This is a genomic window from Streptomyces sp. NPDC001920 (assembly GCF_053594495.1).
This window is the reverse complement of record NZ_JBSFEP010000007.1, coordinates 338,035-362,692: the sequence shown is the minus strand read 5'-3', so window position 1 is coordinate 362,692 and position 24,658 is coordinate 338,035. Positions and strand designations below refer to the sequence as shown.

The 24,658-nt window shown below is 71.3% G+C and carries 20 protein-coding genes and 1 tRNA gene; 10 read left to right on the top strand and 11 right to left on the bottom strand.

What is annotated here, in order from left to right; genetic code table 11:
* Nucleotides 1-268: 268 nt before the first annotated feature.
* The gene (locus ACWCPI_RS15065; protein ID WP_451038516.1) at nucleotides 269-1,075 is read right to left on the bottom strand and encodes an exodeoxyribonuclease III; all 807 of its coding nucleotides are present in this window, start codon (nucleotides 1,073-1,075) and stop codon (nucleotides 269-271) included.
* Between the two features lie 78 nt (nucleotides 1,076-1,153).
* Here ACWCPI_RS15065 and ACWCPI_RS15060 point away from each other — a divergent pair, with 78 nt between their 5' ends.
* Nucleotides 1,154-1,630: a GNAT family N-acetyltransferase gene (locus tag ACWCPI_RS15060; RefSeq protein ID WP_451038515.1), complete on the top strand. Its 477-nt coding sequence runs from the start codon at nucleotides 1,154-1,156 to the stop codon at nucleotides 1,628-1,630.
* 12 nt (nucleotides 1,631-1,642) lie between these two features.
* Here the strand turns inward: ACWCPI_RS15060 and ACWCPI_RS15055 are convergent, their stop codons facing one another.
* Nucleotides 1,643-2,878 (bottom strand): MFS transporter, encoded by a 1,236-nt coding sequence (locus tag ACWCPI_RS15055; RefSeq protein ID WP_451038514.1) that lies wholly within the window; start codon nucleotides 2,876-2,878, stop codon nucleotides 1,643-1,645.
* A gap of 156 nt (nucleotides 2,879-3,034) precedes the next feature.
* Nucleotides 3,035-6,118, bottom strand: a complete 3,084-nt coding sequence (locus ACWCPI_RS15050) for an ATP-binding protein (protein ID WP_451038513.1) — start codon at nucleotides 6,116-6,118, stop codon at nucleotides 3,035-3,037.
* Nucleotides 6,119-6,412: 294 nt separating this feature from the next.
* Here ACWCPI_RS15050 and ACWCPI_RS15045 point away from each other — a divergent pair, with 294 nt between their 5' ends.
* Together ACWCPI_RS15045 and ACWCPI_RS15040 are read left to right on the top strand one after the other, a co-directional pair.
* A complete protein-coding gene (locus tag ACWCPI_RS15045; RefSeq protein WP_451038512.1) occupies nucleotides 6,413-7,867 on the top strand; it encodes a DUF6777 domain-containing protein in 1,455 nt (484 codons plus the stop codon).
* A 247-nt stretch (nucleotides 7,868-8,114) separates the two neighbouring features.
* On the top strand, nucleotides 8,115-9,059 hold the full coding sequence (locus ACWCPI_RS15040; protein ID WP_451038511.1) for a hypothetical protein: 945 nt from the start codon (nucleotides 8,115-8,117) through the stop codon (nucleotides 9,057-9,059).
* A gap of 404 nt (nucleotides 9,060-9,463) precedes the next feature.
* Here the strand turns inward: ACWCPI_RS15040 and ACWCPI_RS15035 are convergent.
* The 7 genes from ACWCPI_RS15035 to galU all read right to left on the bottom strand — a co-directional run bounded on the left by ACWCPI_RS15035 (nucleotide 9,464) and on the right by galU (nucleotide 15,089).
* A tRNA-Ala gene (locus ACWCPI_RS15035) sits at nucleotides 9,464-9,537 on the bottom strand.
* A gap of 84 nt (nucleotides 9,538-9,621) precedes the next feature.
* A complete protein-coding gene (sepX, locus tag ACWCPI_RS15030; protein ID WP_451038510.1) occupies nucleotides 9,622-10,875 on the bottom strand; it encodes a divisome protein SepX/GlpR in 1,254 nt (417 codons plus the stop codon).
* Nucleotides 10,876-11,071: 196 nt separating this feature from the next.
* Nucleotides 11,072-11,707: a GNAT family N-acetyltransferase gene (locus tag ACWCPI_RS15025; protein ID WP_451038509.1), complete on the bottom strand. Its 636-nt coding sequence runs from the start codon at nucleotides 11,705-11,707 to the stop codon at nucleotides 11,072-11,074.
* A 20-nt stretch (nucleotides 11,708-11,727) separates the two neighbouring features.
* A complete protein-coding gene (locus ACWCPI_RS15020) occupies nucleotides 11,728-12,264 on the bottom strand; it encodes a MogA/MoaB family molybdenum cofactor biosynthesis protein (RefSeq protein WP_451038508.1) in 537 nt (178 codons plus the stop codon).
* Nucleotides 12,261-12,773, bottom strand: a complete 513-nt coding sequence (moaC, locus tag ACWCPI_RS15015; RefSeq protein WP_451038507.1) for a cyclic pyranopterin monophosphate synthase MoaC — start codon at nucleotides 12,771-12,773, stop codon at nucleotides 12,261-12,263. The genes ACWCPI_RS15020 and moaC overlap by 4 nt, the downstream gene beginning before the upstream one ends.
* Before the next feature lie 86 nt (nucleotides 12,774-12,859).
* A complete protein-coding gene (glp, locus tag ACWCPI_RS15010) occupies nucleotides 12,860-14,182 on the bottom strand; it encodes a molybdotransferase-like divisome protein Glp (RefSeq protein ID WP_451038506.1) in 1,323 nt (440 codons plus the stop codon).
* 4 nt (nucleotides 14,183-14,186) lie between these two features.
* The gene (gene galU, locus ACWCPI_RS15005) at nucleotides 14,187-15,089 is read right to left on the bottom strand and encodes a UTP--glucose-1-phosphate uridylyltransferase GalU (protein ID WP_451038505.1); all 903 of its coding nucleotides are present in this window, start codon (nucleotides 15,087-15,089) and stop codon (nucleotides 14,187-14,189) included.
* Between the two features lie 131 nt (nucleotides 15,090-15,220).
* On the opposite strand from galU, the gene ACWCPI_RS15000 reads away from it, so the two are divergent.
* On the top strand, nucleotides 15,221-15,802 hold the full coding sequence (locus tag ACWCPI_RS15000) for a 5-formyltetrahydrofolate cyclo-ligase (RefSeq protein WP_451038534.1): 582 nt from the start codon (nucleotides 15,221-15,223) through the stop codon (nucleotides 15,800-15,802).
* 74 nt (nucleotides 15,803-15,876) lie between these two features.
* Here ACWCPI_RS15000 and ACWCPI_RS14995 read toward each other — a convergent pair whose 3' ends face one another.
* Nucleotides 15,877-18,663 (bottom strand): penicillin acylase family protein, encoded by a 2,787-nt coding sequence (locus ACWCPI_RS14995; protein WP_451038504.1) that lies wholly within the window; start codon nucleotides 18,661-18,663, stop codon nucleotides 15,877-15,879.
* A gap of 239 nt (nucleotides 18,664-18,902) precedes the next feature.
* On the opposite strand from ACWCPI_RS14995, the gene ACWCPI_RS14990 reads away from it, so the two are divergent.
* From ACWCPI_RS14990 to mscL, 6 genes are all read left to right on the top strand, one after another.
* The gene (locus tag ACWCPI_RS14990) at nucleotides 18,903-20,429 is read left to right on the top strand and encodes a potassium/proton antiporter (protein ID WP_451038503.1); all 1,527 of its coding nucleotides are present in this window, start codon (nucleotides 18,903-18,905) and stop codon (nucleotides 20,427-20,429) included.
* 271 nt (nucleotides 20,430-20,700) lie between these two features.
* On the top strand, nucleotides 20,701-21,993 hold the full coding sequence (locus ACWCPI_RS14985) for an MFS transporter (protein ID WP_451038502.1): 1,293 nt from the start codon (nucleotides 20,701-20,703) through the stop codon (nucleotides 21,991-21,993).
* Nucleotides 21,994-22,060: 67 nt separating this feature from the next.
* The gene (locus ACWCPI_RS14980) at nucleotides 22,061-22,375 is read left to right on the top strand and encodes an FmdB family zinc ribbon protein (RefSeq protein WP_451038501.1); all 315 of its coding nucleotides are present in this window, start codon (nucleotides 22,061-22,063) and stop codon (nucleotides 22,373-22,375) included.
* A gap of 80 nt (nucleotides 22,376-22,455) precedes the next feature.
* On the top strand, nucleotides 22,456-23,298 hold the full coding sequence (locus ACWCPI_RS14975) for an S-methyl-5'-thioadenosine phosphorylase (RefSeq protein ID WP_388807715.1): 843 nt from the start codon (nucleotides 22,456-22,458) through the stop codon (nucleotides 23,296-23,298).
* 234 nt (nucleotides 23,299-23,532) lie between these two features.
* A complete protein-coding gene (locus tag ACWCPI_RS14970) occupies nucleotides 23,533-24,069 on the top strand; it encodes a hypothetical protein (protein WP_451038500.1) in 537 nt (178 codons plus the stop codon).
* 129 nt (nucleotides 24,070-24,198) lie between these two features.
* Nucleotides 24,199-24,657 (top strand): large conductance mechanosensitive channel protein MscL, encoded by a 459-nt coding sequence (gene mscL, locus ACWCPI_RS14965; RefSeq protein WP_388807713.1) that lies wholly within the window; start codon nucleotides 24,199-24,201, stop codon nucleotides 24,655-24,657.
* Nucleotide 24,658 lies beyond the last annotated feature (1 nt).

The window sequence follows — 24,658 nt, the reverse complement described above, 5'->3', positions numbered from 1 at the left end:
CCTGCGCGATCTGGCACAACCGCACCATCGGCGCACCCATCACCCGATCGCTGATCGCCTACGACCACTGAGCCACATCGGAACTACTCGTCTAGGCCGTGTCTGCAAAGTCCCGTCGTCCGCCCGGAGGGCGGGCCCTGCGGCGTATGGTGCGTGCTCTCGGCGTGCCGGGCGGAAGCCCTCGTTCTGGTTGTACGTGGGCTTTCGCCCGGTGCGGCGAGAGTGCGTGCCAGGCGTCGCGGGGCAGGCGGGACTTTGCGGACACGACCTAGCTCCTGTCGTAGACCACCGTCACCGGCGCGTGGTCCGACCAGCGCTCGGCATGCGTCGCCGCGCGCTCGACGTACCCCTTGAGCGCCCTGGCGGCGAGCCCGGGCGTGGCCATGTGGTAGTCGATGCGCCATCCGGTGTCGTTGTCGAAGGCCCGCCCCCGGTACGACCACCACGAGTAGGGCCCCTCCTGGTCCGGATGCAGTGCGCGTACGACGTCGACGTAGCCGCCGTCCGCCGGGTCCAGCACGCGGGAGAGCCACTCCCGCTCCTCCGGCAGGAAACCGGAGTTCTTGGTGTTGCCGCGCCAGTTCTTCAGGTCGGCCTTCTGGTGGGCGATGTTCCAGTCACCGCAGACGACGACCTCGCGCCCGTCGGCGGCGGCGCGCTCGCGCAGCCCCTTGAGGTGGGCGAGGAACTCGCCCATGAAGCGGACCTTCTCGTCCTGCCGCTCGGTGCCGACCTCTCCGGACGGCAGGTAGAGGGAGGCGACCGTCACACCCGGCAGGTCGGCCTCGACGTAACGCCCGCTGTCGTCGAACTCACTCGACCCGAAGCCGACCTGGACGCGGTCGGGCTCACGACGGGTGTAGAGGGAGACACCGGCCCGGCCCTTGGCGGCGGCGGGTGCGTGCACGACGTGCCAGCCGTCCGGGCTGCCGGCCTGCTCGGGCAGCTGCTGCGGCTCGGCGCGCACCTCCTGCAGGCACAGCACATCGGCCTCGGTACCGGCGAGCCACTCCACGAAACCCTTCTTCGCGGCGGCCCGCAGCCCGTTCACATTCACAGAGGTCACAGTGAGCACCCCGGCACGATACCGGCACACTGGAACGAGTCCGGTTCTGGACCCCCACTGAAATCGAGCTCCTATACCGTGTTTGGCATGCACATACGCCGTGTCCCGTTCGACCACCCCGACGCCGTCAAGCTCAACGACCAGGTCCAGGCCGAGTACGGCGTCCGCTACGGCGACGGGGGAGACGCCACCCCGCTGGCCCCCACCGACTTCGATCCGCCGAAGGGCCTGTACCTGATCGCGTACGACCTTCTCGGGGCCCCCGTCGCCTCCGGCGGCTGGCGCGCCCAGGACGAGAACGGCGAGGGCAACGTCGACGGGGACGCCGAGCTGAAGCGGATGTACGTCGTCGAGGACATGCGCGGGCGGGGCCTCGCGCGGCGCATCCTGGCCGCGCTGGAGGAGGACGCGCGGGCGGCGGGCCGCAGGCGCATGGTGCTGGAGACCGGGGCCAGGCAGCCGGAGGCGGTGGCCCTGTACACCTCCAGCGGGTACGAGCCGTGCGCCAAGTTCGGCTACTACCGCTTCCATGAGCTGAGCATGTGCTTCGCCAAGGCGCTGTGAGACGGCCCGGCGTCAGCCGTCCCCCGCACGCCGGTTGACGCGGTACACGTCCCGCACGCACAGATTCAGGGCGACGGCGGCCACGACGAGCCCCGCGCACGCCACCAGCACACCCCGGTTGTCCCACACTCCCGCCGCGAGGGCGGTCAGCAGATAGCCGAGCGGGATGGCCAGCCGTTCGCCGACGCTGTTGAAGGCGCTCATGCGCCCCAACTCCCCTTGCGGCACATGCTGTTGGAACGCGGTCGTCCACGTGACGATCGCCACGTCGAGCCCGACCCCCGCGAGAAACGTGGCCAGCATCACCCAGGGCAGCGGCAGTTGCCACCCCAGGGTGAGCAACGGCACGGCGAGCGGCATCCCCGTCACGACGGACACCAGGAGCAACCGGTACGGCCGCCAGCGCAGACACACCACCGTCCCCGCCAGCAGCCCCGCCGCGAACGCGGCCTGCACCAGCCCCCAGTCCCGCGCCCCCGCGTAGTGCTGGGCCGCGACGACCGGCCCGAGCAGCTGAAAGCCCGCCAGCCACGCGGCGACGAGGACGGCCCCGGCCGCCGTGTAGGTCCACAACCAGGTACGCGACCAGAAGCCGCGCCACCCCTCCCGCAGATCACGCAGCGCACTGGTGACGGTGACGGGCGCGTCCAGCCGCAGCCCGAGCAGCAGTACGGCGGCCACGGCGAACGTCAGCGCGTCCCAGGCCAGCGCCCAGGCCGGGCCGCTGGCCGCGACGACGACTCCGCCGACGGCCGGTCCGAGCACTTTGACGGCGTTGCCCGGCAGCCTGAGCAGGGCGCCGGCCTGCTGCACGTGCTCGGCGGGGACGATCTGGCCCACGGCGCCCTGGGCGGCGGGCACGGTGAAGGCCACCGCCGTCCCCGAGACGAAGCCGCAGGCCGCGATGGAACCGGTCGACGCCTGCCCCGTGGCGACGATCACAGCGAGCGCCCCCTGGGCGGCTGCCGCCGCGAGATTGCCGAGGAAGAGCATCCGGCTGCGGGACAGCCGGTCCGCGAGCACTCCGCCCACGAGCAGGAACAGAACGGTCGGCACGGTGTTGGTGGCCAGCACCAGACCGAGGTCCCCGGCACCGCCGCCCTCCCCGATCACGGAGTAGGCGAGCGCGAGGGGGGCCATGGCCGACCCGGTGGCGGAGACGAGGTTGGCGACCAGGAACCGCCGGAAGGCCGCGGTCCGCAGCGGCGCCGAGCGGTGCACCGGTAAGTCCGCGGCGGCCTTCTCCATGTCTCCCCTCAGAGCATGCCCCCGGACACAAGAGGATCCCGCCCGATCCGTGATCGGACGCTCCACCCGGAGAATGAGCCGTGTTTACTGCAGACATGCGGTGTTGCGGGGCAGTTGACCCTTCCCTGTGTCTGGCCCGCAAGGTACTCGGCCCGTTCATTCACTGCGACCCGCGTTCACGGCAGTGAGCGGGTCGGTGTCGACGCGCAGGGTAGTGATCTCGTTGATGAGGCGCACGGCAGCAGCGGACGGGCCGGGCTGGTCGAGTTGATCAGCGATGGCCAGCGCCTCCCCGGCGAGGGCGGCGGCCTCTGTCAGGGCACCACGGTCGCGTTGCACGGCGGCGAGGTCCAGGCAGGTCAGCGCCACGTACGGCCGGGCGCCGAGGTCCCGGTTGCGGACCAGCGCCTCGTGTAACAGCTTCTCGGCTTCCGCCGGGCGGCCGGCGGCCAGGGCGAGACGGCCGAGTTCGCGACTGACCGTACCGGAGAAGTAGGCCGTGGGCGCGCCGAGCGCTCCTGGGTACGGCCGGAACAAGGCAAGCTGGTCATAGACCAGCCCCGCGGCCTCAGCGTCGCCGATCAGGTCGATCAGGTCGACCAGGTGCAGCAGCACCGCCGGCCACGTCGGGTTCGTCATCGGGATCGGCAGCAGCGGGCGCAGCTGGGTGTAGGCCTCCCGCGCCTCGTCCAGCCGCCCAGCGAGGAACAGCGCCCGCGCCCGCAGAGACAGGATCAGTGGCTGTCTCGGCGCCCGGTCGAGGTCACACAACATCTCCTCGGGCAGTTCCCCGGCGTCGCCGCGAACCAGAGCCAGCTGCTGGCACAGTACGTGGTTCATGGCGATCGCGGTCTGGTCCCCGCTGGCCAGGGCGAGTTCGGCCGCGTCCTCGTTGCAGCGGCGGGCAACGGCGAACTGTCCTTCCTGCACGGCCCGGGACGCGCTGACGCGCAGCAGGTGCCAGCGAGCCAGCGGCAGCACGGAACGGGCCGCGATCGCCTCGATGCCGCGGATCGCATCGGCCACCAGGTCCAGCCGCCCCAGTAGGTACCCGGCTTGGATACGCCACTCGTGGCCCAGTACCGCGGCGAGCGGGTCGCCGAGCTGCTCAGCGCGGGACACGGACAGCTCACCCAGACGCAGGCGTTCGGCGGTGTCGTCCGGATGGGCCAGGGTCATCTCCCTGGCCCGAGCCGCGTCGAGTTCGGCCCGCAGGTCATCGGTGGCCTCGGCCAGTTCGAGGGCGGCGAGGGAGTGCTCGACAGCCATCTCGGGCGAGCCGAGATCGGCCGAAGCGGCGGCGAGCTGGGCGAGCAGCCGGGCCTGCACGGCGCCTGGTAAGCCCTCGACGGCCAGCGCCGCCCTGCACAGCCGACTGATCGTCTGTGAGGCCTGCGGGAATGTGACGCCCTGCAGCACCAGGGCGGCCTCGGCGAGCAGGTCCGGCCGGCCGGTTGCGTTCGCCGCATCGGCCGCTTCGGTGCAGTGGCGCAGGCTGGCGTCATAGCGCCCGGCAAGGTACTCGGCGCGGGCCAGCTCGATGAGGGCTGGGACGCGCTGCGGGTCTGTCGGGCCGAGTACGGCGGCGGCGTCCGCCAGGTGCCGGACGGCATCGGCGTAGGCGTGGCGTTCGCGGGCCTGATCTGCGGCGATCCGGGACCAGCGCGCGGCGCGGGCACGGTGGCCGGGTTCCGTGCCGGCCCGCCGCCAGTGCGCCGCGATGCGAGCCGCCGCGGCCGCGTCTTCGGACTGCTCCAGTGCCCGCGCGGCGGATCGATGCAGGGCTCGGGCGACGGCAGGGTCTGTTCGCCCGAGCACCTCGTCGCGTACCAGATCGTGGGTGAAGCGGTAGGTGCGTCCGGCGTCGCTGGTCTCTCCCGTGGTGAGGACACCGGCGTGCCAGGCCGCCGCCAGCGCCTGAGCGACGACGGTCTCGCCCAACTCCGGCAGGACTGCGGCGAGCTGGGTGACATCCAGCCGTTCGTCGAGCACGGCCGCGGCACGAATGACGCTCCGCTGCTCGGTGGTGAGCCCAGTCAGCAGCCCGCTGACGACGGTGCTGAGGTCGGCTGCGTGCGTGCGCAGTGCCGCGACGAGCAGCGGCAGCCCACCAGTACGCCGGCACGACTCCGCCGCGTGCGGCTCGCCGACGCATTGTGCGACCTCCTCCTGGGTGAACGGCGCCAGCCGCATCACGGCAGCCCCGTAGCCGCCCGGGTCCGCGAGCGCTGCGGCGGCTTCTTCGGACATCGGTTCCCGGAAGGTGCCGAGCACGAACAGCCCGCACTCGGCCGCCTCGCCAGTCACATGCCGCAGCAGGTCAAGGCTGGCGGTGTCGGCCCAGTGCAGATCCTCCAGCAGGACGGCCAGCGGGTGTTCGGAGGCTGCCCCGGCCAGCGCCTCACTCATCCTGGCCAGTTCCAAGAACCGCGCCGCCGCCGCGGTGGCCGGCTCCGTCGCGGCTCCGGCTCCCGGACACGGCCCGGTGGTTCGCTGCGCCGACACCCCAGGGGTGACTCCCGCAAGGCGCAGCGCTCGCTGCCAGGGCCACAGTGGTGGCGCCACCGCGTCTCTGGGGCAATGGCCTCGTACAACGGTGAAGCCTGCGGAATCGGCGTGGCGGCGCAGCGCCTCGGCCGCAAGGGTGCTCTTGCCGATGCCCGCCGGGCCGGCGAGCAGCACCACGGATCCGGTGCCGCTCGCCGCAGCCTCGATCCGCTCTGCGAGAGCCGCGAGTTCAATGGTGCGCCCGACGAAGTCTGCACGTGGGTGCACCGGGCGTCTGGCACGATTGCGGGTGGGCGCTGCCGAGGCGCCCTGGTCCGCCACCCGCTGGCGCTGATCGGGCACCGCCTGCTCGGCCTGCCGGTCCGGTGCGGGGGACTGCTGGGCCGGGGACTCAGGCTCGGGCGGGGAGACACGGGCGGCCCGCAGCCAGCGCCGCCACTGCTCCTCTTCCAGCAGTCCCGCACTGACCGCGCCGGCAGGGATCCGCCGGCCGCGGCAGTGCTCAAGCAGCACCCGGACCAGTACCAGGAACGCCACTTCCGACTCAGGCAGGTGCCGGCCCCGCTTCCAGTCACTGACCCGGCGTCCCGAGATCGGCCGGCCCCGCCCGGCGGGGCGGCGCCGGTTGGTCTCGGCCACCGCACTCTTGATCGGAAGATCCGCCGCCAGTTCCAGCAGCTCGCTCAGCCGGTCGGCGAACACCCGCCGCGGTGTCGGCTCCGCCTTGCCCATACCCCGTCCCCAGCAGACCGCAAGTCCGGTCCGGACCGGACCGGAAACCCACCATAGGCCCTTCACCAGCAGCAATACCCCCGCATTCACCGAACCGGCACCAATCACCACGCACCGGCTGCATCAATTGGCGTGCACGAGTCGCACAGCTCACCGTCTACACACCCCGGCCGGGCTCCGGCCGGCCGCAACAGCACCGGCCGTGCGAAAGAGAGACAGCGAGACAGGGGGGACATGGCCTGGTCACCGACGCTACGTCAGAAGTTGAGGCCCGCATCCCGGTGCAGGGCGGTCATGTTGACCGCCCTGGGGGTGGCAGCGAGCCTGATGTTCGCCCTCGCGGCCTCGGGCTGCGCGCACGCCAAGGTCCCGGTGAAAGCACTCGCCCGGGGCGCCACGAACGCCTCACCGTTCTTCCGCGCGGCCGGCCTGGCCGTCGACCTCATCGGCACGATCTCCGCGCTGGAGGGCGGCTCGAAGTCGGGTGCCACGCCTGGGCTGTACGGCGGGACGCGGCGGAAGTCCAGCTGCGACAAGGGGCGGCTCATCAAGTACCTGAAGGAGAACGCCGACAAAGCCGCAGCCTGGGCAGAGGTCCGTGGTATCGACGTCGAGCAGATCGGGAGCTACGTCAACCAACTCACTCCCGTGCTCCTGCGCAACGACACCCTGGTCAAGAACTACGACTACGACACACGGAAGAAGAAACCCACATCGTTCTACGCCCTGCTCGAGGCCGGGGTGGCCGTCCTCATCGACGCCTACGGCCTGCCCGTGGTCCAGTGCCGCTGCGGCAACCCGCTGCGGGGCTTCGACAAGTCGCGTGACGACGTGGAGATCGACTTCGACACGGGCAGGGACCGGGACGGCAAGGGCGGGAAAGGCAAGAAGCGCAAGGAATGGAAGGGGTTCGACAGGAAGAGGATCGTGAAGGTCGAGCCCGCCGAGAAGAAGCTCGACGCCGTCCTCCTCGTCGAACACACCCGGGAGGGACAGGTCACGAGCATCGAACGGCCACCCGGTACGTCCGGCGAACAGGACCAGGTGCTGAAGGTCGACCCGGGGACCAAGGAGGACGCCGAAGTGCCGGACGTCGTGGGCAAGCCGACCGAAGAGGCTGAAGCGAGCCTGCGAGAGGCCGGGTTCGAGGTCGAGACGGCCGCCGCGGAGCAGGGCGAAGCGGATTCCGCCGAGCCCGGCCGGGTAGTACGGCAGCATCCGGAGGCCGGCACTGTCGCGGTCAGAGGCACGACGGTAACGCTGTACCGGGCGCAGGACTCGGACGGGCATCCGGCCGATTGCACTGAAGTAGGCGTCGACTTCCCCGCGTACGACCCGCTCGGACCCGGATCGACAGGCACGCTCGTGACCGCCGCGCAGTGTCTGCTGATGGCGGCGGGCTACGATCCGGGCCCGGCGGACGGGGAGTTCGGCGAGGTGACGGCCGCCGCCGCGCTGAGTCTTCAGTCCGACTACGGGCTGCAGCCCCTGGGCGTCGTCGGGCCGAAGACCTGGACCGTCCTGCTGGCCCGCGGCGACACCCCGGAACTACGAGCGGGCTCGAACGGAGAGGCCGTCACCCGGCTGCAGCGCGCCCTGACGGCCGCCCTGGGCAAGACCGTGGTCGTCGACGGCGACTTCGGCACGGTGACAGAGAACGCCGTCCGCTCGTACCAGTCCTCCCGCGGCCTGGAGCCGGACGGTGTCGTGGGGCCGCAGACGTGGACGGCTCTGCAGGCGGGACGGTGACGGACACCTGAGAGGGCGGGGGCGGGCCCGCGCCCGCCACCCGTGCTACGGCCAGGGCAGTCAGGGGCGCAGAGCAAGAAGGCAGGTGGCCCACCGCGGGTGCGCGGACCGGACGCCACCACACGCACGACATGCCCTGGCCCGCCACCCGCAAAACCACCGAGGCGCGGTGACACGTCAACAGGGCTCCTGCCGCTGGTGACGCAGTCCGTCAGGCCTCAACACACGAAAGAGGGACGAGACGATCATGGCGAAGAACATCACGCGGCGAACGGCCTGCGCCGGCGCGCTGCTGGCGTTGGGCGCCCTGCTCGGGGCGGCGCCGGGGGGCGCCGTCGCCGCGGCCGGGGCGCCGGACACCGCCTACATGGCGTGGCGCGGGACCGGCAACGACCCGAACATCTACTGGTCGCGCCTGGTGAACGGGCAGTGGACGCGGCAGCAGGGATTCCCGGCGACCACTGCCAGGGAGCCTGACCTGGCATACCTCAACGGCCGGGCGTACATGGCGTGGCGCGGTTACGGAGCGGACAACCACATCTGGTGGTCGAGCTTCGATGGGCAGCGCTGGGCCAGGCCGCGGCAGCTGGCCGATCGGCGCAGCACGTACGCGCCGGCGCTCGGCGTGGTGAACGGCAGGCTGGTGATGGCCTGGCGCGGAGCCCAGCCGGACAACCACATCTGGTGGTCCACCTTCAACGGCATCGCCTGGTCCGGCCAGCGGGTGCTGAACGACCGGCGCGCGGTGGGTGCGCCGACGCTGGGGTCGGCCAACGGCAAGTTGGTGATGGCCTGGCGCGGCGCGGGAACGGACGACCACATCTGGTGGTCCACCTTCAACGGCACCTCGTGGTCCGGGCAGCAGGTGTTGGCGGACCGTCGGACCTCCGCCTGGCCCACCCTGGGGGCGCACGGGCGGACCCTGGTGATGGCCTGGCGCGGCGCTGGAACGGACGACCACATCTGGTGGTCCACCTTCAACGGCACCTCGTGGTCCGGGCAGCGGGTGTTGGCGGACCGGCGGACCGCGAACCACCCGGCGCTGGGAAGGGGGGCCGGCCAGCTGTACATGGCCTGGCGCGGGACGGGGGCGGATGACCGCATCCGGTGGTCCTCGTTCAACGGATCGGCCTGGTCGGGGCAGCGGGTGCTGCTGGACCGGCGGACCGGTGGATCGCCCGGAATGAGCTGACGAACACAGGCCACCGCAGGAAGGGGTCACCGACCGGGTGGGGGCGGGGACGCTATTGCTCAGACACTCCTCGTCGCCCGCATGGTCACCGCCGGAAACCTGGCCGTCGGCACCACGGGAGACGGAACCACCCGCACAAGCCGGCCTGCCGCCGCCACCCACCACCAGACCGCTGAACCGCAAGAACCGAACACGGCGCAGCGAGGCCCGGCGCCCCGGGGCTCGCTGTGGTGCGCGCCACCCGGAAAAGCGGGACAGCGGCACGGCCACGCTCGACGTCCGCCGCCATCCTCCACCCCGAACAGGCTCGCACAGTCCCTGGAAACGACGAAGATCCCGACCGATCATGAAGATCGGCGGGATCTCGTCAACTGCCCCTGAGCGAACTCAAGAACAGTCGTGCGTGGACCTGAGGGGATTTGAACCCCTGGCCCCCTCGATGCGAACGAGGTGCGCTACCGGACTGCGCCACAGGCCCTTGCAACGAGTGAAACTTTAGCACCCCGATCGGCCTGCTCAAAAATCCGTTTCCGGTCGGCCGACCTGCGCGGCGGATGCCCCGTCACTCGTTGGCCGCGCGCGGCCGGTCGCCGTCCTCGTACTGGTCGAACAGCGGGGTGCGGCCCCGCTCGCGGGCCCGGCGGGCGGAGGCCGCCGTGGGGCCCGCCCCGCGTGAGCGGGTCCGAGCGTGGGGAAGGGCGTCGCCCCGGACACCGCCGTCGGCCCGCTCCTCTCCGCCGGCCGCGGCGGCCGGCTCGGCCTCACCGTCGGCCTCGGTGGAGCCGGCGCCCGCCTCCCGGTCCCGGCCGACGGAGCTGGACCGCGCCGAGCTCCACGCGTCCGGAGCCCCGAGATCGACGTCGGAGGTCGCCCGCGGGGCGACCGGCGCGGTCACGTACGTCGGCAACGGCACCGGGACCGGGTCCCAGCTCTCCCCGTGCCCCGGCCGTCGCTGCCGCTCGCGCTGCTGGTCGACCCACTCGGCGTGATCGGTCTGCTCGACCAGGGCGCGCCGGTCCGCCGCGAGCGCGGACAGCCCGGTGTCGGTGCCCGGTTCGGACCCCTCGTCGGATTCGTCGACGCCGTCACCGCCGTCGGCCGGGCCGCGCCGGCGTGACTGGCGGGCGTTCTCGCGCAGCCGCTGCGCGGCGGCCTCGGCCTGGCGCCGGTCCATCTGGTACGCGAAGCGGCGGCGCTCCTGGCTGCGCAGGTACGCGATGTAGCCGCTGAGCAGCACGGCGGGAACGCCGGGCGCCCACAGGAACGCGAGCCCTCCGATGGCGGCGACGACCGCGCCGAGGGTGAAGGCGAGGAAGAGCACCATGGTGGTGCGCCGTCGGCGCGCGAGCACCTTGGTGCGCCGGGCCCGGGCCGCGGCCGCCTCCGAGGACGGGGGCCGGCGGGCGGCGGGCACCCGCTTGCGCTCGGCGTCCGCGGGGCCGGTGCCCGGTTCGGATGCGGTGCTGCCGCCGCGTTCCGGTGCCTGCCTGGAGCCGGATTCGGGCGCCTGTGCCTGGACCGCCGCCTGGGTCTGCGGACGGGTCGGAGGCACGGCGAAGGCCCGGACGTCCACCGACTCGGTGACATCGCCCGGTTCATCGGCGCCGGGCTCCCCCTCGTCGGCGGAGCGCGCGCGCAGGTCCTTGGCGTATCGGCGCTCCATCCCCGCCCGTCCGGACAGCAACCGGATGGCTGTGCTGAAGCGTTCCGTCGGACGGGCCTCGTTCAGCTCGTCCTGCCTACGGAGCCACATCGGCACCAAGTAGGCGGCCCAGGCCCCGACAATGACTGCGTAGATGAGGCCGCTGCTGCTCACGCCTCACACGGTAGAGGGGTTTGCGTGAGGCCATCTGCCAATTGAGCCGGTGTGTCGCACGATCTGGCTGATATTTCGAACTTTTTTTGTGACCGATGCGATCAGCAGCCCTCCGAGGGGGCGAATTTAATGCCCCGAGCCGGTCATCAGGCGATCAATTTCGAACATGTATTCAATTTCCGGGGGTGGTGGTCCGCTACGCGGGATTCCCCCGGGTGTTCTGCGGCTTCGTCCGCGGCTCCTGAGGGGAGCGTGCCCGGTGCCAGCGGCCCAGCAACCCGTCCGGCACCTCTTCCGCCGTGAGCGCGAAGACGAGATGGTCGCGCCAGGCACCGTCGATGTGGAGATAACGCGGACGCAGCCCCTCCTCGCGGAATCCGAGTTTCTCCACGACCCGGCGGCTGGGCCCGTTCTCGGGGCGAATGCAGACCTCGATGCGGTGCAGGCCGACCGTGCGGAAACAGTGGTCCACGACGAGCGCCACGGCGGTCGGCATCACCCCGCGGCCCGCCACGGCCTCGTCCACCCAGTAGCCGACGTGCCCGGAGCACATCGACCCCCAGGTGATCCCGGCGACCGTCAACTGCCCGACCAGTCGCCCCTGGTACTCGATGACGAACGGCAGCATCCGGCCCGCGCTCGCCTCCGACCTGAGGTGCCGGACCATCTGGCGGTAGGTCGGCCGGTGTGCGACCGGCCCGCTGGGCGTGGGCGGCGGAATCGTCGCCTCCCACGGGCGCAGCCAGTCGCGGTTGCGCCGGTTGACCTCGCGCCAGGCCCGCTGGTCGCGCATCTTTATCGGCCGGAGGACGACATCGCCGTCCCCCAGCACGACGGGCCAGGATGGGCTGTTCAGCTCGCACCCCCGCTGCTGGGTCTGGGGTGGTCGCCGCCGCGGATCTGGTCGACGGCGTGGATCAGGAGGGGCTCCAGGACGGCCAGGCCGTCCTTGACCCCGCCGGTCGAGCCCGGCAGGTTGACGATCAGCGTCCTTCCCGCCACTCCCGCCAGGCCCCGCGACAGCACCGCGGTCGGCACCTTCTCCCGTCCGAATGCCCGGATCGCCTCGGCGATGCCCGGCACCTCGTGATCGATCACCGCACGGGTCGCCTCGGGGGTGCGGTCGGTGGGCGAGATGCCGGTCCCGCCGGTGGTCACGATGACGTCGTACCCGGCGTCGACCCCGGCGTGCAGGGCCGCCCGGACCGGATCGCCGTCCGGCACGACCTGGGGTCCGTCGACGGCGAACCCGAAGCGCCCCAGGCCGTCGGCGACCAGCGGGCCGCCCTTGTCCTCGTAGACGCCGGCGGCGGCCCGGTTGGAGGCGGTGACGACCAGCGCGGAATAGGGCGCGACCAGCGCGCCGCCCATGGATGCGTCGACCGTCATGCCCGGCTCCAGTCTCCCGACTTGCCGCCCGTCTTCTCCTCGACCCGCACGTCCGTGATGACCGCTCCCTTGTCGACCGCCTTCACCATGTCGATCACGGTGAGCGCGGCGACCGAGACCGCGGTGAGGGCCTCCATCTCGACACCCGTGCGGTCCGTGGTCTTCACGGTCGCCCGGATCTCCACGGCGTCGTCCGCGACCGACAGGTCCAGTTTCACACCGGACACCGCGAGCGGGTGGCACAGCGGGATCAGGTCCGGTGTGCGCTTGGCGCCCATGATGCCCGCGATACGCGCGGTGGCGAGGGCGTCGCCCTTGGGCACTCCCTCGCCGCGCAGCAGCTCGACGACGCGGGGCGAGACGAGGACGCGTCCGCTGGCGCGGGCCGTACGCGCGGTCACGTCCTTCTCCGAGACGTCGACCATACGGGCCGCGCCCGCGTCGTCGATGTGCGTGAGTCGGTCCTGCACAGGGGGTCCGGGGGTCTCCCCCCGGGAAGGCACAGTCATGATCGTGTGGCGCTCCCGGTCCGGGCCCGTCGCGGTGCGGCGCACGGGCCTGCTGTGCGCGACACGGTACCGCCAACCAGCACGGCTCAGCCGAGCAGGACCACCTCGACCTCGGCACCGGGCTCGACGCTCTCCACGTCCTCGGGGACGACGATCAGCGCGTCCGCGTGGGCGAGGGCGGCGATCAGATGGGATCCGGCACCGCCGACCGGCCGCACCTCGCCGTCAACGTACGTCCCGCGCAGGAACTGTCGGCGCCCCTTCGGGGAACTCAGGGCCTCGTCCGCCACGAGCTTCGCCGTGGTGGACGGCCGGTGCACGTCGTCCAGGCCCATCAGGGTGCGGATCGCGGGACGCACGAACAGCTCGAAGGAGACGTACGACGACACCGGGTTGCCCGGGAGCGCGAGCAGCGGGATGTGGTCGGGGCCGATGGAGCCGAAGCCCTGGGGCTTGCCCGGTTGCATGGCGAGCTTGCGGAACTCCACGCCGCTGCCGGGCTCGTCCTCGTCACCGACGTGCGACAGCGCCTCCTTGACCACGTCGTACGCCCCGACGCTCACGCCGCCTGTGGTGACCATGAGGTCGGCGCGGACCAGCTGGTCCTCGATGGTGGAGCGCAGGGTCTCGGCGTCGTCGGCGACGGCTCCGACGCGGTAGGCGATGGCACCGGCGTCCCGGGCGGCCGCGGTGAGGGCGAAGCTGTTGGAGTCGTAGATCTGGCCGTCGGCCAGCTTCTCGCCGGGCTGGACGAGTTCGCTGCCGGTGGAGAGGACGACCACGCGCGGACGCGGGCGCACGCGGACGCTGCCCCGGCCGATCGCGGCGAGCAGGGCGATCTGCGGCGGCCCGAGGACCGTGCCGGCCTCCAGCGCCCGGACTCCGGCCTTCACGTCGCTGCCCTCGGCGCGCACGTGCGCGCGTGCCTCGGCGGGCCGGTAGACGTGCACCTCGCCGGCGGCGGCCTCGGGGGCCAGGCTGCGGGCGCGCATGCCGGTGACGGGGCCCTCGCCGAGTCCGCCGTCGGTCCACTCGACGGGGACCACGGTCTCGGCGCCCGGAGGCAGCGGGGCGCCGGTCATGATGCGGGCGGCCTGGCCGGGGCCCACGTGGAGCAGCTCGGCCTGGCCCGCCGCGACGTCCCCGACGACCTCCAGGACGGCGGGGAACTCCTCGCTCGCGCCCGCGACATCCGCGACCCGCACCGCGTACCCGTCCATGGAGCTGTTGTCGAACGGCGGCAGGGAGACCGGCACCGTGACGTCGTCGACCAGGACGCAGCCCTGGGCGTCGAGCAGTTGCAGCTCGATGGGTTCGAGGGGGCGGACGGTCGCGAGGATGTCCTCCAGGTGCTCGTCCACCGACCAGAGGTGGTCCTCAGCGGCGGGGCGGGGCGCGGCGGTGCTCAACTGGCTACATCTCCTCGGCTACGTAACTGCGAAGCCAGGTCCGGAATTCCGGGCCCAGGTCTTCACGTTCGCATGCGAGTCTGACAATGGCACGCAGGTAGTCGCCGCGGTCGCCGGTGTCATAGCGGCGGCCCTTGAAGACGACGCCGTGCACGGGGCCGCCGACCTTCTCGTCCGCGGCGAGCTGCTGGAGGGCGTCGGTGAGCTGGATCTCGCCGCCGCGGCCCGGCTCGGTCTTGCGCAGTATGTCGAAGATCTGCGGGGCGAGGACGTAGCGGCCGATGACCGCGTAGTTCGACGGGGCGTCGGCCGCGTCCGGCTTCTCGACCAGGCCGCTGACCCTGACGACGTCCCCGTCCTCGGTCTCCTCGACGACCGCACAGCCGTAGAGGTGGATCTGCTCGGGCGCGACCTCCATCAGGGCGATGACGCTGCCGCCGTGCCGCTCCTGGACCTCGATCATCCGCTTGAGCAGCGGGTCGCGGGCGTCGATCAGGTCGTCGCCGAGCAGGACGGCGAAGGGCTCGTCACCGACGTGCGGGGCGGCGCACAGCACGGCGTGGCCGAGGCCCCTGGGGTCGCCCTGGCGGACGTAGTGCATGGTGGCGAGGTCGCTGGACTCCTGGACCTTGGCGAGCCGTTCGGCGTCGCCCTTCTTCTCCAGGGCCGACTCGAGTTCGTAGTTGCGGTCGAAGTGGTCCTCAAGGGGGCGCTTGTTGCGGCCCGTGATCATGAGGACGTCGTCGAGGCCGGCAGAGACCGCCTCTTCGACCACGTACTGGATCGCCGGCTTGTCGACGACCGGCAGCATCTCCTTGGGAGTGGCTTTGGTGGCCGGCAGGAAGCGGGTACCGAGACCCGCTGCGGGGATGACAGCCTTGCTGATCCGAGGGTTGGACTGAGTCATGTCCGCAACCTTATCCGGTGCCTTTGGAGGGAATCTGAGGCTCCGGTTATTTGGCTCTCATATGAGCACATTGGGAAGGGTACGGAGGCGACTTGAGTCACAACGGACGCGGGACCGAGCCTGACAAGCGCATGTTGCGGCGGGAGTTCCTCGCGGTGAGAAGCAGGTTGACGGCGGATGACGTGCGGGAATCCGCGGTCGCGCTGGCGGGACGGGCCCTGGGGCTGCCCGAGCTGGCGCACGCGCGCACGGTGGCGGCGTACGTCTCGGTGGGGAGCGAGCCCGGCACGCTCGCGCTGCTCGACGCGCTGCGCGCGCGGGGCGTACGCGTCCTGCTGCCCGTCCTGCTGCCGGACAACGACCTGGACTGGGGCGCGTACACGGGAGAGGGTTCCCTGGCCCGCGTCCAACACGGCGGCAGGATGGCGCTCTTCGAGCCCGCGGGGGAACGTCTCGGCCCGCAGGCCGTGACCGAGGCCGACGTGGTGCTGCTGCCGGGCCTCGCGGTCGACGCGCGCGGGATGCGGCTGGGCCGCGGCGGCGGGTCGTACGACCGTGTACTCGCCCGGCTGGAGAAAGCGGGGGTCCGTCCGTCGCTCGTGGTGCTGCTGTACGACTCCGAGGTCGTCGAGCACGTCCCCGGCGAGCCGCACGACCGGCCGGTGGACGCGGCCGTGACGCCCTCGGGTGTGCGCCGTTTCGGGGCGTCCTGACCCCGCGGCGCCCTTGATGCGCGAGGGCCCTCCACGCGCGCGTGGAGGGCCCTCGGGCGTTCGCCTTCAGCGGGTCACGGCTTGAGCACCAGGGTGTCGCTGGTGCCCTTGGTGACCGCGTCGTCCGAGAACGACCAGTCGAGCAGCTCGCCGTCGGCCCACTTGCCCGTCTGGTCGGTGTAGTGGGCGTTGTAGGCGTGCCCGGAGGCACCGGTGAGGTTGATCCACTTCGACTTGTCGAGGTCGCCGAGGTTGACCACCATCCGCATGGACGGGACCCAGACCACGCCGTAGCCGCCCGCGGCGTTCCACCCGGTGGCGTTGACCGTGCCCTCGCCGCCGCTGAGCTTCCAGGGGCCGCGGTTGAGGACGTACTGGAGGAAGCCGGGGCCCTGAGTGCCGAGGGTCTGGTTCTTCAGGAACAGGCGGTGCAGCCGACCCCAGCTCCAGGTGTCGATGTCCTTGCCGAGCTTCGCGGTCAGCTCCCAGCGGGCGTCGATCATCGCGCGCTTGAACAGCTGGTCACGGTCGGTGGCCCCGGGGCGGGTGCCCGACTTCGGGGTGCTCCACCAGTCGCTGTCGTCGTCGTCCATGAGGACCCGCACGACCTCGAACCAGCGGTCGCCGCCGTCCGGCTGCGCCTGCTCCGCCTCACGCTCGCCGCACTCGCGGACCTTCTCCGCCTCATCGGCGGGGCCGGTGGTGTTCACGGGGTCGACGTACAGGCACTGGCCCTTGACCCGCAGTTCCTTGGGCAGCTTGTTGCCGAAGGCGAGCTTGAGGATGTTGCGCCAGACCGAGTTGAAGTAGGCGGCCGCCGCGGAGTCGGCGTCCTGGGTGTAGTCCCACCCCTCCAGGAGCTCCTGGGCCTCTCGGACGTCCTCGTCCTCGATGTCGATCTTCAGCAGCTTGGGCACGAGCAGCTTGGCGATCTCGCTGCTGTTGTCGAGCTGCATCTGGCGCATGTCCTCGGTGGAGATCTTGCCGCCGCCGTCGATCTTCGACTGGATCAGGTCGGTGATGCGCTGGCTGCGGGCGCCGTAGCCCCAGTCCGTGGTGAGCGTGTAGGGGTACTTGTCCTTGTCGACCACGGCCTGGTTGGCGGTGACGATGTAGCCGCGGGCCGGGTCGTACTCGTACGGCAGCTCGTCCTCGTCGATGTAGCCGGTCCAGCGGGACCGCGAGTCCCACCCCGGCGCCGGGACCGAGCCGTCGTAGCCCTTGGCGCGCGTGGGGATCTTGCCGGGCAGCGTGTAGCCGATGTGGTCCTTGGTGTCGGCGTAGACCAGGTTCTGCGAGGGGACGTCGAACAGGGCGGCCGCGGCACGGAAGTCGTTCCAGTTCGCCGCCTTGTCCATGGCGAAGACGGCGTCCATGGAGGTGCCCGGGTCGAGCGCGGTCCAGCGCAGCGAGATGCCGTAACCGTCACCGCGGTCGGGGGCGGCGGTGTCGACGGTGGCCTTCTTGCCGACCTTGACCAGCTCGGAGCTGCGGTCGGAGAGCAGGGGGCCGTTGTTCGTCTCGCGGACGACGATCTTCTTGGACGTGCCGCCGGCGACCGCGATGGTCTCCTCGCGCGTCTTGAAGGGCACCGTCTTGCCGTCGAGCAGGTAGCCGTCGCCGGAGAGCTTCTCCAGGTAGAGGTCGGTGACGTCGACGCCGGAGTTGGTCATGCCCCAGGAGATGTTCTGGTTGTGGCCGATGACCACGCCGGGCATGCCCGCGAAGGTGTAGCCGCTGACGTCGAACTGGCACTTGCTGGAGACCGAGCGGCAGTGCAGGCCCATCTGGTACCAGACGGACGGCAGCGAGGCCGACAGGTGCGGGTCGTTGGCCAGCAGCGGCTTTCCGGTGATGGTGTGCTTCCCGGCGACCACCCAGGAGTTGGAGCCGATGCCGTTGCCGTTCACCCCGACGGCCGTGGGGAGGCCGTCCAGGACCTTCTGAAGGCCCGAGAGCTGGCTCTGCAGGCCCGCGGTGCCGGAGCCGGAGGTACCGGGGGCCGTGCCCGTCGAGGCGCCTGTGGAGCCGTTCGCCGACCCGGTGGACGAGCCCGCGGTGGATGCGGAGCCGCCCGGCTGGAACGCCTTGGTCAGCTCGTCGTACCGGCCCGTCTGGACGATCGCCTTGTTCCGGCTGTACGGGTACTGCGGGTACAGGTCCGCGATCTCCTTCGGGCCGAGGCGGCTGGTCATCAGCGCCCGGTCGATCTCGTCCTGCATGTTGCCGCGCAGGTCCCAGGCCATCGCCTTCAGCCAGGCGATCGAGTCGACCGGGGTCCACTTCTGCGGCTTGTAGTCGTTGGTGAACCCCAGAGCCGCGTACTCCAGGGAGATGTCCTTGCTGCCCTTGCCCGCCAGGTAGGCGTTGACGCCCTTGGCGTACGCCTGCAGGTACTTCTTGGTGGAGGCCGACAGCGTCTTGTCGTACTCCCGCTCGGCGATCCGGTCCCAGCCCAGGGTGCGCAGGAACTCGTCGTTGTCGACCTGGCTCTTGCCGAACATCTCCGACAGGCGCCCGGACGTCATGTGACGGCGTACGTCCATCTCGTAGAACCGGTCCTGCGCCTGGACGTAGCCCTGCGCCATGAACAGGTCCTCGTCGGAGGAGGCGTAGATCTGCGGGATGCCGTAGCCGTCACGCTTGACGTCGACGGGTCCGGACAGGCCGTCGAGCGTGATCGAGCCCTTGGTCTGCGGGAAGGAGGCACGCACGGTGCTGATGGACCAGTACGCCCCGCCGGTCACGCCTGCCAGGACGGCCAGGACCAGCACGAGCACGAACAGACGGGCTCTGCGCCCCTTCTTCCTGCCGGACTTGCCGGGCTGCTTACCCGTGGAGGCGGTGGTGTTGGGGGGCATCGCTGTCCTTGCTGTCCTAACGCGAGCGGCAAAGCGGGCTGTCCTTTTGAATGAGCGCTGGAGCAACCATAGGCGCAGGGCCCGGTCGCCCTTGACGCGGACTGGTGAACCCGCACGGACGGGCGTTCGATCATGCGCCGAGAAGCGTCAAGAAATAGTCAAGAGTTAGGTAAGGTAACGAAGTAGTTGGATACGAAGGACCGCCCCCTCGTGTCCTATGTACGTGAGCCCACGCGCGTGTGCGCGCGGGCCAGGGAAGGGAACGGCCGCTGACTGTCCACGACCTCAACCAGCTCCTGCTCCTGTGCTCGCTCGTCCTGCTCGTCGCCGTCGCAGCGGTCCGGATCTCCTCGCGCAGCGGGCTCCCCAGCCTGCTCGTGTACCTGGGCATCGGCATGCTCATGGGCCAGGACGGCATCGGCGGCATCCGCTTCGACGACGCCGAGCTGACCCAGGTCATCGGCTACGCGGCGCTGGTGGTGATCCTGGCCGAGGGCGGTCTCGGCACGAAGTGGAAGGAGATCAAGCCGGCCCTGCCGGCCGCCACCGCGCTGGCGCTGGTCGGGGTCTCGGTGAGCGTCGGCGTCACGGCCGCGGCCGCGCACTACCTGGTCGGGCTGGAGTGGCGGCAGGCGCTCATCATCGGGGCGGTCGTCTCCTCCACCGACGCGGCCGCGGTCTTCTCCGTCCTGCGCAGGATTCCCCTGCCCGCGCGCGTGACGGGCACCCTGGAGGCCGAGTCCGGCTTCAACGACGCCCCCGTGGTCATCCTGGTGGTCGCCTTCTCCGCGCACGGGCCGATCGAGCACTGGTACGTGCTGCTGGGCGAGATAACGCTGGAACTGGCCATCGGCGCCGCCGTCGGCATCGCCGTGGGCTGGCTGGGCTCGTGGGGCCTCAGGCACGTGGCACTGCCCGCCTCCGGCCTCTACCCGATCGCCGTCATGGCCATCGCCGTCGCCGCCTACGCGGCGGGCGCGCTGGCGCACGGCAGCGGCTTCCTGGCCGTCTATCTGGCCTCCATGGTGATGGGCAACGCGAAACTGCCGCACTGGCCCGCCACCCGCGGGTTCGCCGACGGAGTCGGCTGGATCGCCCAGATCGGCATGTTCGTCCTGCTCGGCCTGCTGGTCACCCCGCACGAGCTGGGCGACGACATCCTGCCCGCCCTGGTCATCGGGCTGGTCCTGACGATGGTGGCGCGCCCGCTCAGCGTGGTCGTGTGCCTGACACCCTTCCGCGTGCCCTGGCGCGAGCAGGCCCTGATGTCCTGGGCCGGGCTGCGCGGCGCCGTGCCCATCGTCCTCGCGACGATCCCCATGGTGGGCGGTGTCGAGGACAGTCGCCGCATCTTCAACATCGTCTTCGTCCTGGTCGCCGTCTACACCTTGGTCCAGGGACCGACGCTGCCCTGGCTGGGCCGCAAGCTGCGCCTGGGCGACGAACTCGAAGCCACCGACCTCGGTATCGAGTCGGCGCCCCTGGAGCGGCTGCAGGGGCATCTGCTGTCCTTCTCGATCCCCGAGGGCTCGAAGATGCACGGCGTCGAGATCAACGAGCTGCGACTGCCCGCCGGAGCCGCGGTCACCCTGGTCGTGCGCGACGAGAAATCGTTCGTTCCGCTGCCGACGACGGTGCTGCGACGCGGCGACGAGTTGCTCGTCGTCGCCACCGACCCGGTGCGGGACGCCGCGGAAAGCCGTCTGCGCGCCGTGGGAGCGGGCGGCAAGCTGGCCGGGTGGCTGGGGACGAACGGGACGGCCTGAGCAAAGGCGAAGCGGGCCGGGCAATCACAGGCGAGGCGCCGAGAAGTGCTCATCTTCACAGGATCAACCGGCACCACTCCCTGTACTATGCAGGTGTTACCCAGATCAACCCACCTCTGCCTGACGCAGAGCTGGCGCGACCGTATGGCGGCCGCGACGCCCCTCCCTGGTGGGCGCCGGTATCTACCGCAGTCATGCGCAAGAGGACAGCTCTCGGCGCCGCCCCCCACCCACAGGGGCCGCGCTACCAGGTGGCAGAAAGGCACGGGCCGTGGCGTCCACGGTCACCATCGAGCCGTCGAAGGACTCGTCGGCCTCCTCCCGCCCCGGATACGGGCATCTGCTGCGCACCCGCGGCGCCTGGACGTTCCTGATCCCCGGTTTCGCGGCACGCCAGCCGTTCGCGATGCTGACCATCTCCATCGTGCTGCTGGTGCAGCACACCACCGGCTCGTACGGCGCGGCGGGCGCCGCCGCCGCCGTCACCGGCGTCTCCATGGCACTGTTCGCGCCCTACAGCGGCCGCCTGGCCGACCGCTACGGACAGCGCGCCGTCCTGGTCCCCGGTGTGCTGATCCACGCCGTCTCGGGTCTGACGCTCACGGCGCTGGCCCTGTCCCACGCGCCGCTGTGGGCCCTGTTCGCGGCCGCCGTGCCCACCGGTGCCTCGGTGCCGCAGGTCGGGCCCATGGTGCGGGCCCGCTGGGGAGTGAAGCTCCAGGGCTCGCCCCTGATGACGACCGCCGCGGCCTTCGAGTCGGTCACGGACGAGCTGACCTTCGTGGTCGGCCCGCTGCTGGCCACCGCCCTGTGCACCGCCGTCGACCCGGCCGCGGGCCTGGTCACCGAGGCGTCCCTGACGCTGCTGGGCGGTCTGCTGTTCGCCGCGCAGAAGAGCACCCAGCCGCCGGTCACCGCCGGTGGGCACGCGCGCGTGGAGCACGTTTCCGCGCTGCGCGTCCCGGGCGTGCGCGTGCTCATCGTGACCTTCCTGGGCATCGGCTCCGTCTTCGGCGGCATGCAGGTCTCCCTGGCCGCCTTCACCGAGTCGATCGGCGAGCCCGGTCTGAACGGCGTCCTGTACGGCACCTTCGCGGCGGGCAACATGCTCGCGGGCCTCGTCTGCGGCGCCATCGCGTGGAAGGCCGCCCCGCAGCGCCGCCTCGTGATCGGGTACGCCGCCCTGGCGCTCGCCGCGTCCGGGCTGTGGGCCGCGCACTCGGTGCTCTTCCTCGCCGGTCTCGGCCTGGTCGTCGGCATGTGCATCGCGCCCGCGCTGATCACCGGGTACACCCTGGTCGAAAGCCTGGTCCCGGCCGGTGCCCGCACCGAGGCGTTCACCTGGCTGACCGGCGCGGTGGCCCTCGGCCAGGCCGCCGCCGTCACGGTCGCCGGACAGCTGGAGGACCGCCTCTGGAGCGGCGCCGGGTTCCTGGTGCCGATGGGCGGGACGCTGCTGGCCCTGGCCACCCTGGTGGCGCTGCGCTCCCGGCTGGCCGTGCGGCCCCAGGGCCGTACGGTCGCACGTGGCGTCGGTCACCGGGTGCCGGTATCAGTGGACTGAGCGGCTGGAATACGTCACTATGGACCGTCGTTAGCACTCATCGAGTGAGAGTGCCAGGAGGAAGACAGTGCCCACCTATCAGTACCAGTGCACCGAGTGCGGCGAGGGTCTCGAAGCGGTGCAGAAGTTCACCGACGACGCCCTGACCGAGTGCCCCAGCTGCCAGGGCCGCCTCAAGAAGGTGTTCTCCGCGGTCGGCATCGTCTTCAAGGGCTCCGGCTTCTACCGCAACGACAGCCGCGGCGCCTCGTCGAGCAGCTCCCCGGCGTCGTCGAAGTCGTCGTCCTCCTCGTCCGAGTCGTCCTCGGCGTCCTCCTCCTCGTCCTCCTCGGACTCGAAGGCATCGAGCGGCGGCACCGCCTCCAGCAGCTCCGCCGCGTAAAGCCCACCACTGCTTACAGGACCCTGTCGTCGAACGGCGACGGGGTCCTCGGCGTCCCCGGGTGCGGTTAGGGTGCGGGCATGGCGAACAAGGCGAACGTCCAACTCGGCGTGATCGGCGGCTCCGGCTTCTACTCGTTCCTCGACGACGTGACCGAAGTACAGGTGGAGACCCCGTACGGGCCGCCCAGTGACTCCCTCTTCCTCGGCGAGATAGCCGGTCGGCGGGTCGCCTTCCTGCCCCGGCACGGGCGCGGCCACCATCTGCCGCCGCACCGGATCAACTACCGGGCCAACCTCTGGGCGCTGCGTTCGCTCGGCGCGCGCCAGATCCTCGGCCCGTGCGCCGTGGGCGGCCTGCGTCCCGAGTACGGGCCGGGCACGCTGCTCGTACCGGACCAGCTGGTCGACCGGACGAAGTCCCGTGTGGGCACGTACTTCGACGGGCTGCCGCTGCCCGACGGCACCGTCCCGAACGTCGTCCACGTCTCCCTGGCCGACCCGTACTGCCCCACCGGACGCGCGGCCGCGCTGAAGGCGGCGCGCGGGCGGGACTGGGAGCCGGTGGACGGCGGCACGCTCGTGGTCGTGGAAGGACCGCGTTTCTCGACCCGCGCCGAATCGCTGTGGCACCAGGCGCAGGGCTGGTCGGTGGTGGGCATGACCGGCCACCCCGAGGCGGCCCTCGCTCGCGAACTGGAGCTCTGCTACACCTCGTTGACGCTGGTCACGGACCTTGACGCGGGAGCCGAGACCGGCGAGGGCGTCTCGCATGACGAGGTGCTGCGGGTGTTCGCGGCGAACGTGGACCGGCTGCGGGGTGTTCTCTTCGACGCGGTGGCCGCGCTGCCGGCGAACGAGGAGCGGGACTGTCTGTGCGTCGGGGCGCTGGGCGGGATGGATCCCGGGTTCGAGCTGCCGTAGCGGCGGCTCGGGGGCGCGGGCTGGGGCGGTGTGGGGGGCTAGGGCGGTGTGCGGGCTGGGGCCGTGTGCGGAGCTGGGGCCGTGTGCGGGCTGGGGCCGTGTGCGGGCTGAATCTCTCATTCGGGTGAGGGAGTTGTCCACAACCGGCCGGTAGTCCACCGGCCTCAGCGGACGGTGGCGCGATGGCTCATCGTGGCTTCGACAGCCGATCCGTCGTCGCAGGTGGTGGTCCCCATGTCCGTCGCTCCTCCTTCCTCCCCGATCGCTCCGCGCCCGCTGGGCACGGACGCCCCCGCCACATGCGAGGTGCCGCACTTCGCCCCGGTCCGGGTGCGCGGCGGGCGCCATCAGCTGCATCGGCTTCTACGGCACCGGAGGCGGGCCCTGGCAGCGGGGCTCGCCGTCACCGCGGCGGGGCTCCTGGCGGCGGGCCCGCGGGAGGCCGACGGGGCGCGCGGGCATCCGGTGGCGGAGCCGGTTCGTCAGCACCGGGCCGTCGAGAAGGTGTCCGCGCCTGTGCGCATCGCCGACGGGGCGACCGTGCGGCTGCTGCGGCCCGGCGACCGGGTCGACGTGATCGCCGCGGAGGCGGCCACGGCGGGCGGGGACGCCCAGGTGGTCGCGCGGGGTGCGCGGGTGACGGAGGTGCCGGAGCCGTTGGACGCCGCGACCGGGAGCGGGGCGCTGGTCGTGCTCTCGGTGCCACGCTCGACGGCGGCACGCCTAGCGGGCGCGAGTGCCACGGCGCGGCTGGCGGTGACCCTGTGCTGAGCCGCCTCCTGCGTGACCCGCTGAAGGATCCCTCGATGGTGGGGGCCCGTTGGACAGGACGGCCGAGCGCTGACGTAGGTTGCGGAGCGGTCCGTTCCACACGTTGTGCGTCCGAGGGGTGGCTCCTAAGTGAGCGAGAAGAAGGAACCGAGCGTCCTGCAGGGCTTCAAGGCCTTCCTCATGCGGGGGAACGTCGTCGATCTGGCTGTGGCGGTGGTCATCGGCGCCGCCTTCACCAACATCGTGAACTCGGTGGTGAAGGGGGTCATCAACCCCCTGGTCGGGGCGATCGGGACCAAGAACCTCGATCACTACAGCTCATGTCTGAGCTCGACCTGCGAGGGCGAGCAGGGCATCCGGATCCTTTGGGGCTCCGTGCTCGGCGCGGCCCTCAGCTTCGTGATCACCGCGGCCGTCGTGTACTTCCTGATGGTCCTGCCGATGGCGAAGTACCTGGCTCGCATGGAGGCGCGCCGCAAGGCGAAGGAGAGCACTCAGGAGGTCATCGAGGTGACCGAGCTGGAGGTGCTCAAGGAGATCCGCGACGCGCTGGTCGCGCAGCGCGGCTCGGGGCACGACGAGCGGTAAC

Excerpts from the sequence above, each read along its gene's own strand:
- ACWCPI_RS15040 (WP_451038511.1), top strand. The coding sequence starts at position 8,115 with ATGGCGAAGAACATCACGCGGCGAACGGCCTGCGCCGGCGCGCTGCTG.
- ACWCPI_RS15000 (WP_451038534.1), top strand. The coding sequence starts at position 15,221 with ATGTTGCGGCGGGAGTTCCTCGCGGTGAGAAGCAGGTTGACGGCGGAT.
- ACWCPI_RS15020 (WP_451038508.1), bottom strand. The coding sequence starts at position 12,264 with ATGACGGTCGACGCATCCATGGGCGGCGCGCTGGTCGCGCCCTATTCC.
- ACWCPI_RS14970 (WP_451038500.1), top strand. The coding sequence starts at position 23,533 with ATGTCCGTCGCTCCTCCTTCCTCCCCGATCGCTCCGCGCCCGCTGGGC.
- ACWCPI_RS14975 (WP_388807715.1), top strand. The coding sequence starts at position 22,456 with ATGGCGAACAAGGCGAACGTCCAACTCGGCGTGATCGGCGGCTCCGGC.
- ACWCPI_RS15060 (WP_451038515.1), top strand. The coding sequence starts at position 1,154 with ATGCACATACGCCGTGTCCCGTTCGACCACCCCGACGCCGTCAAGCTC.
- ACWCPI_RS15050 (WP_451038513.1), bottom strand. The coding sequence starts at position 6,118 with ATGGGCAAGGCGGAGCCGACACCGCGGCGGGTGTTCGCCGACCGGCTG.
- ACWCPI_RS14995 (WP_451038504.1), bottom strand. The coding sequence starts at position 18,663 with ATGCCCCCCAACACCACCGCCTCCACGGGTAAGCAGCCCGGCAAGTCC.
- ACWCPI_RS15045 (WP_451038512.1), top strand. The coding sequence starts at position 6,413 with ATGTTGACCGCCCTGGGGGTGGCAGCGAGCCTGATGTTCGCCCTCGCG.
- ACWCPI_RS15055 (WP_451038514.1), bottom strand. The coding sequence starts at position 2,878 with ATGGAGAAGGCCGCCGCGGACTTACCGGTGCACCGCTCGGCGCCGCTG.
- moaC (WP_451038507.1), bottom strand. The coding sequence starts at position 12,773 with ATGACTGTGCCTTCCCGGGGGGAGACCCCCGGACCCCCTGTGCAGGAC.
- galU (WP_451038505.1), bottom strand. The coding sequence starts at position 15,089 with ATGACTCAGTCCAACCCTCGGATCAGCAAGGCTGTCATCCCCGCAGCG.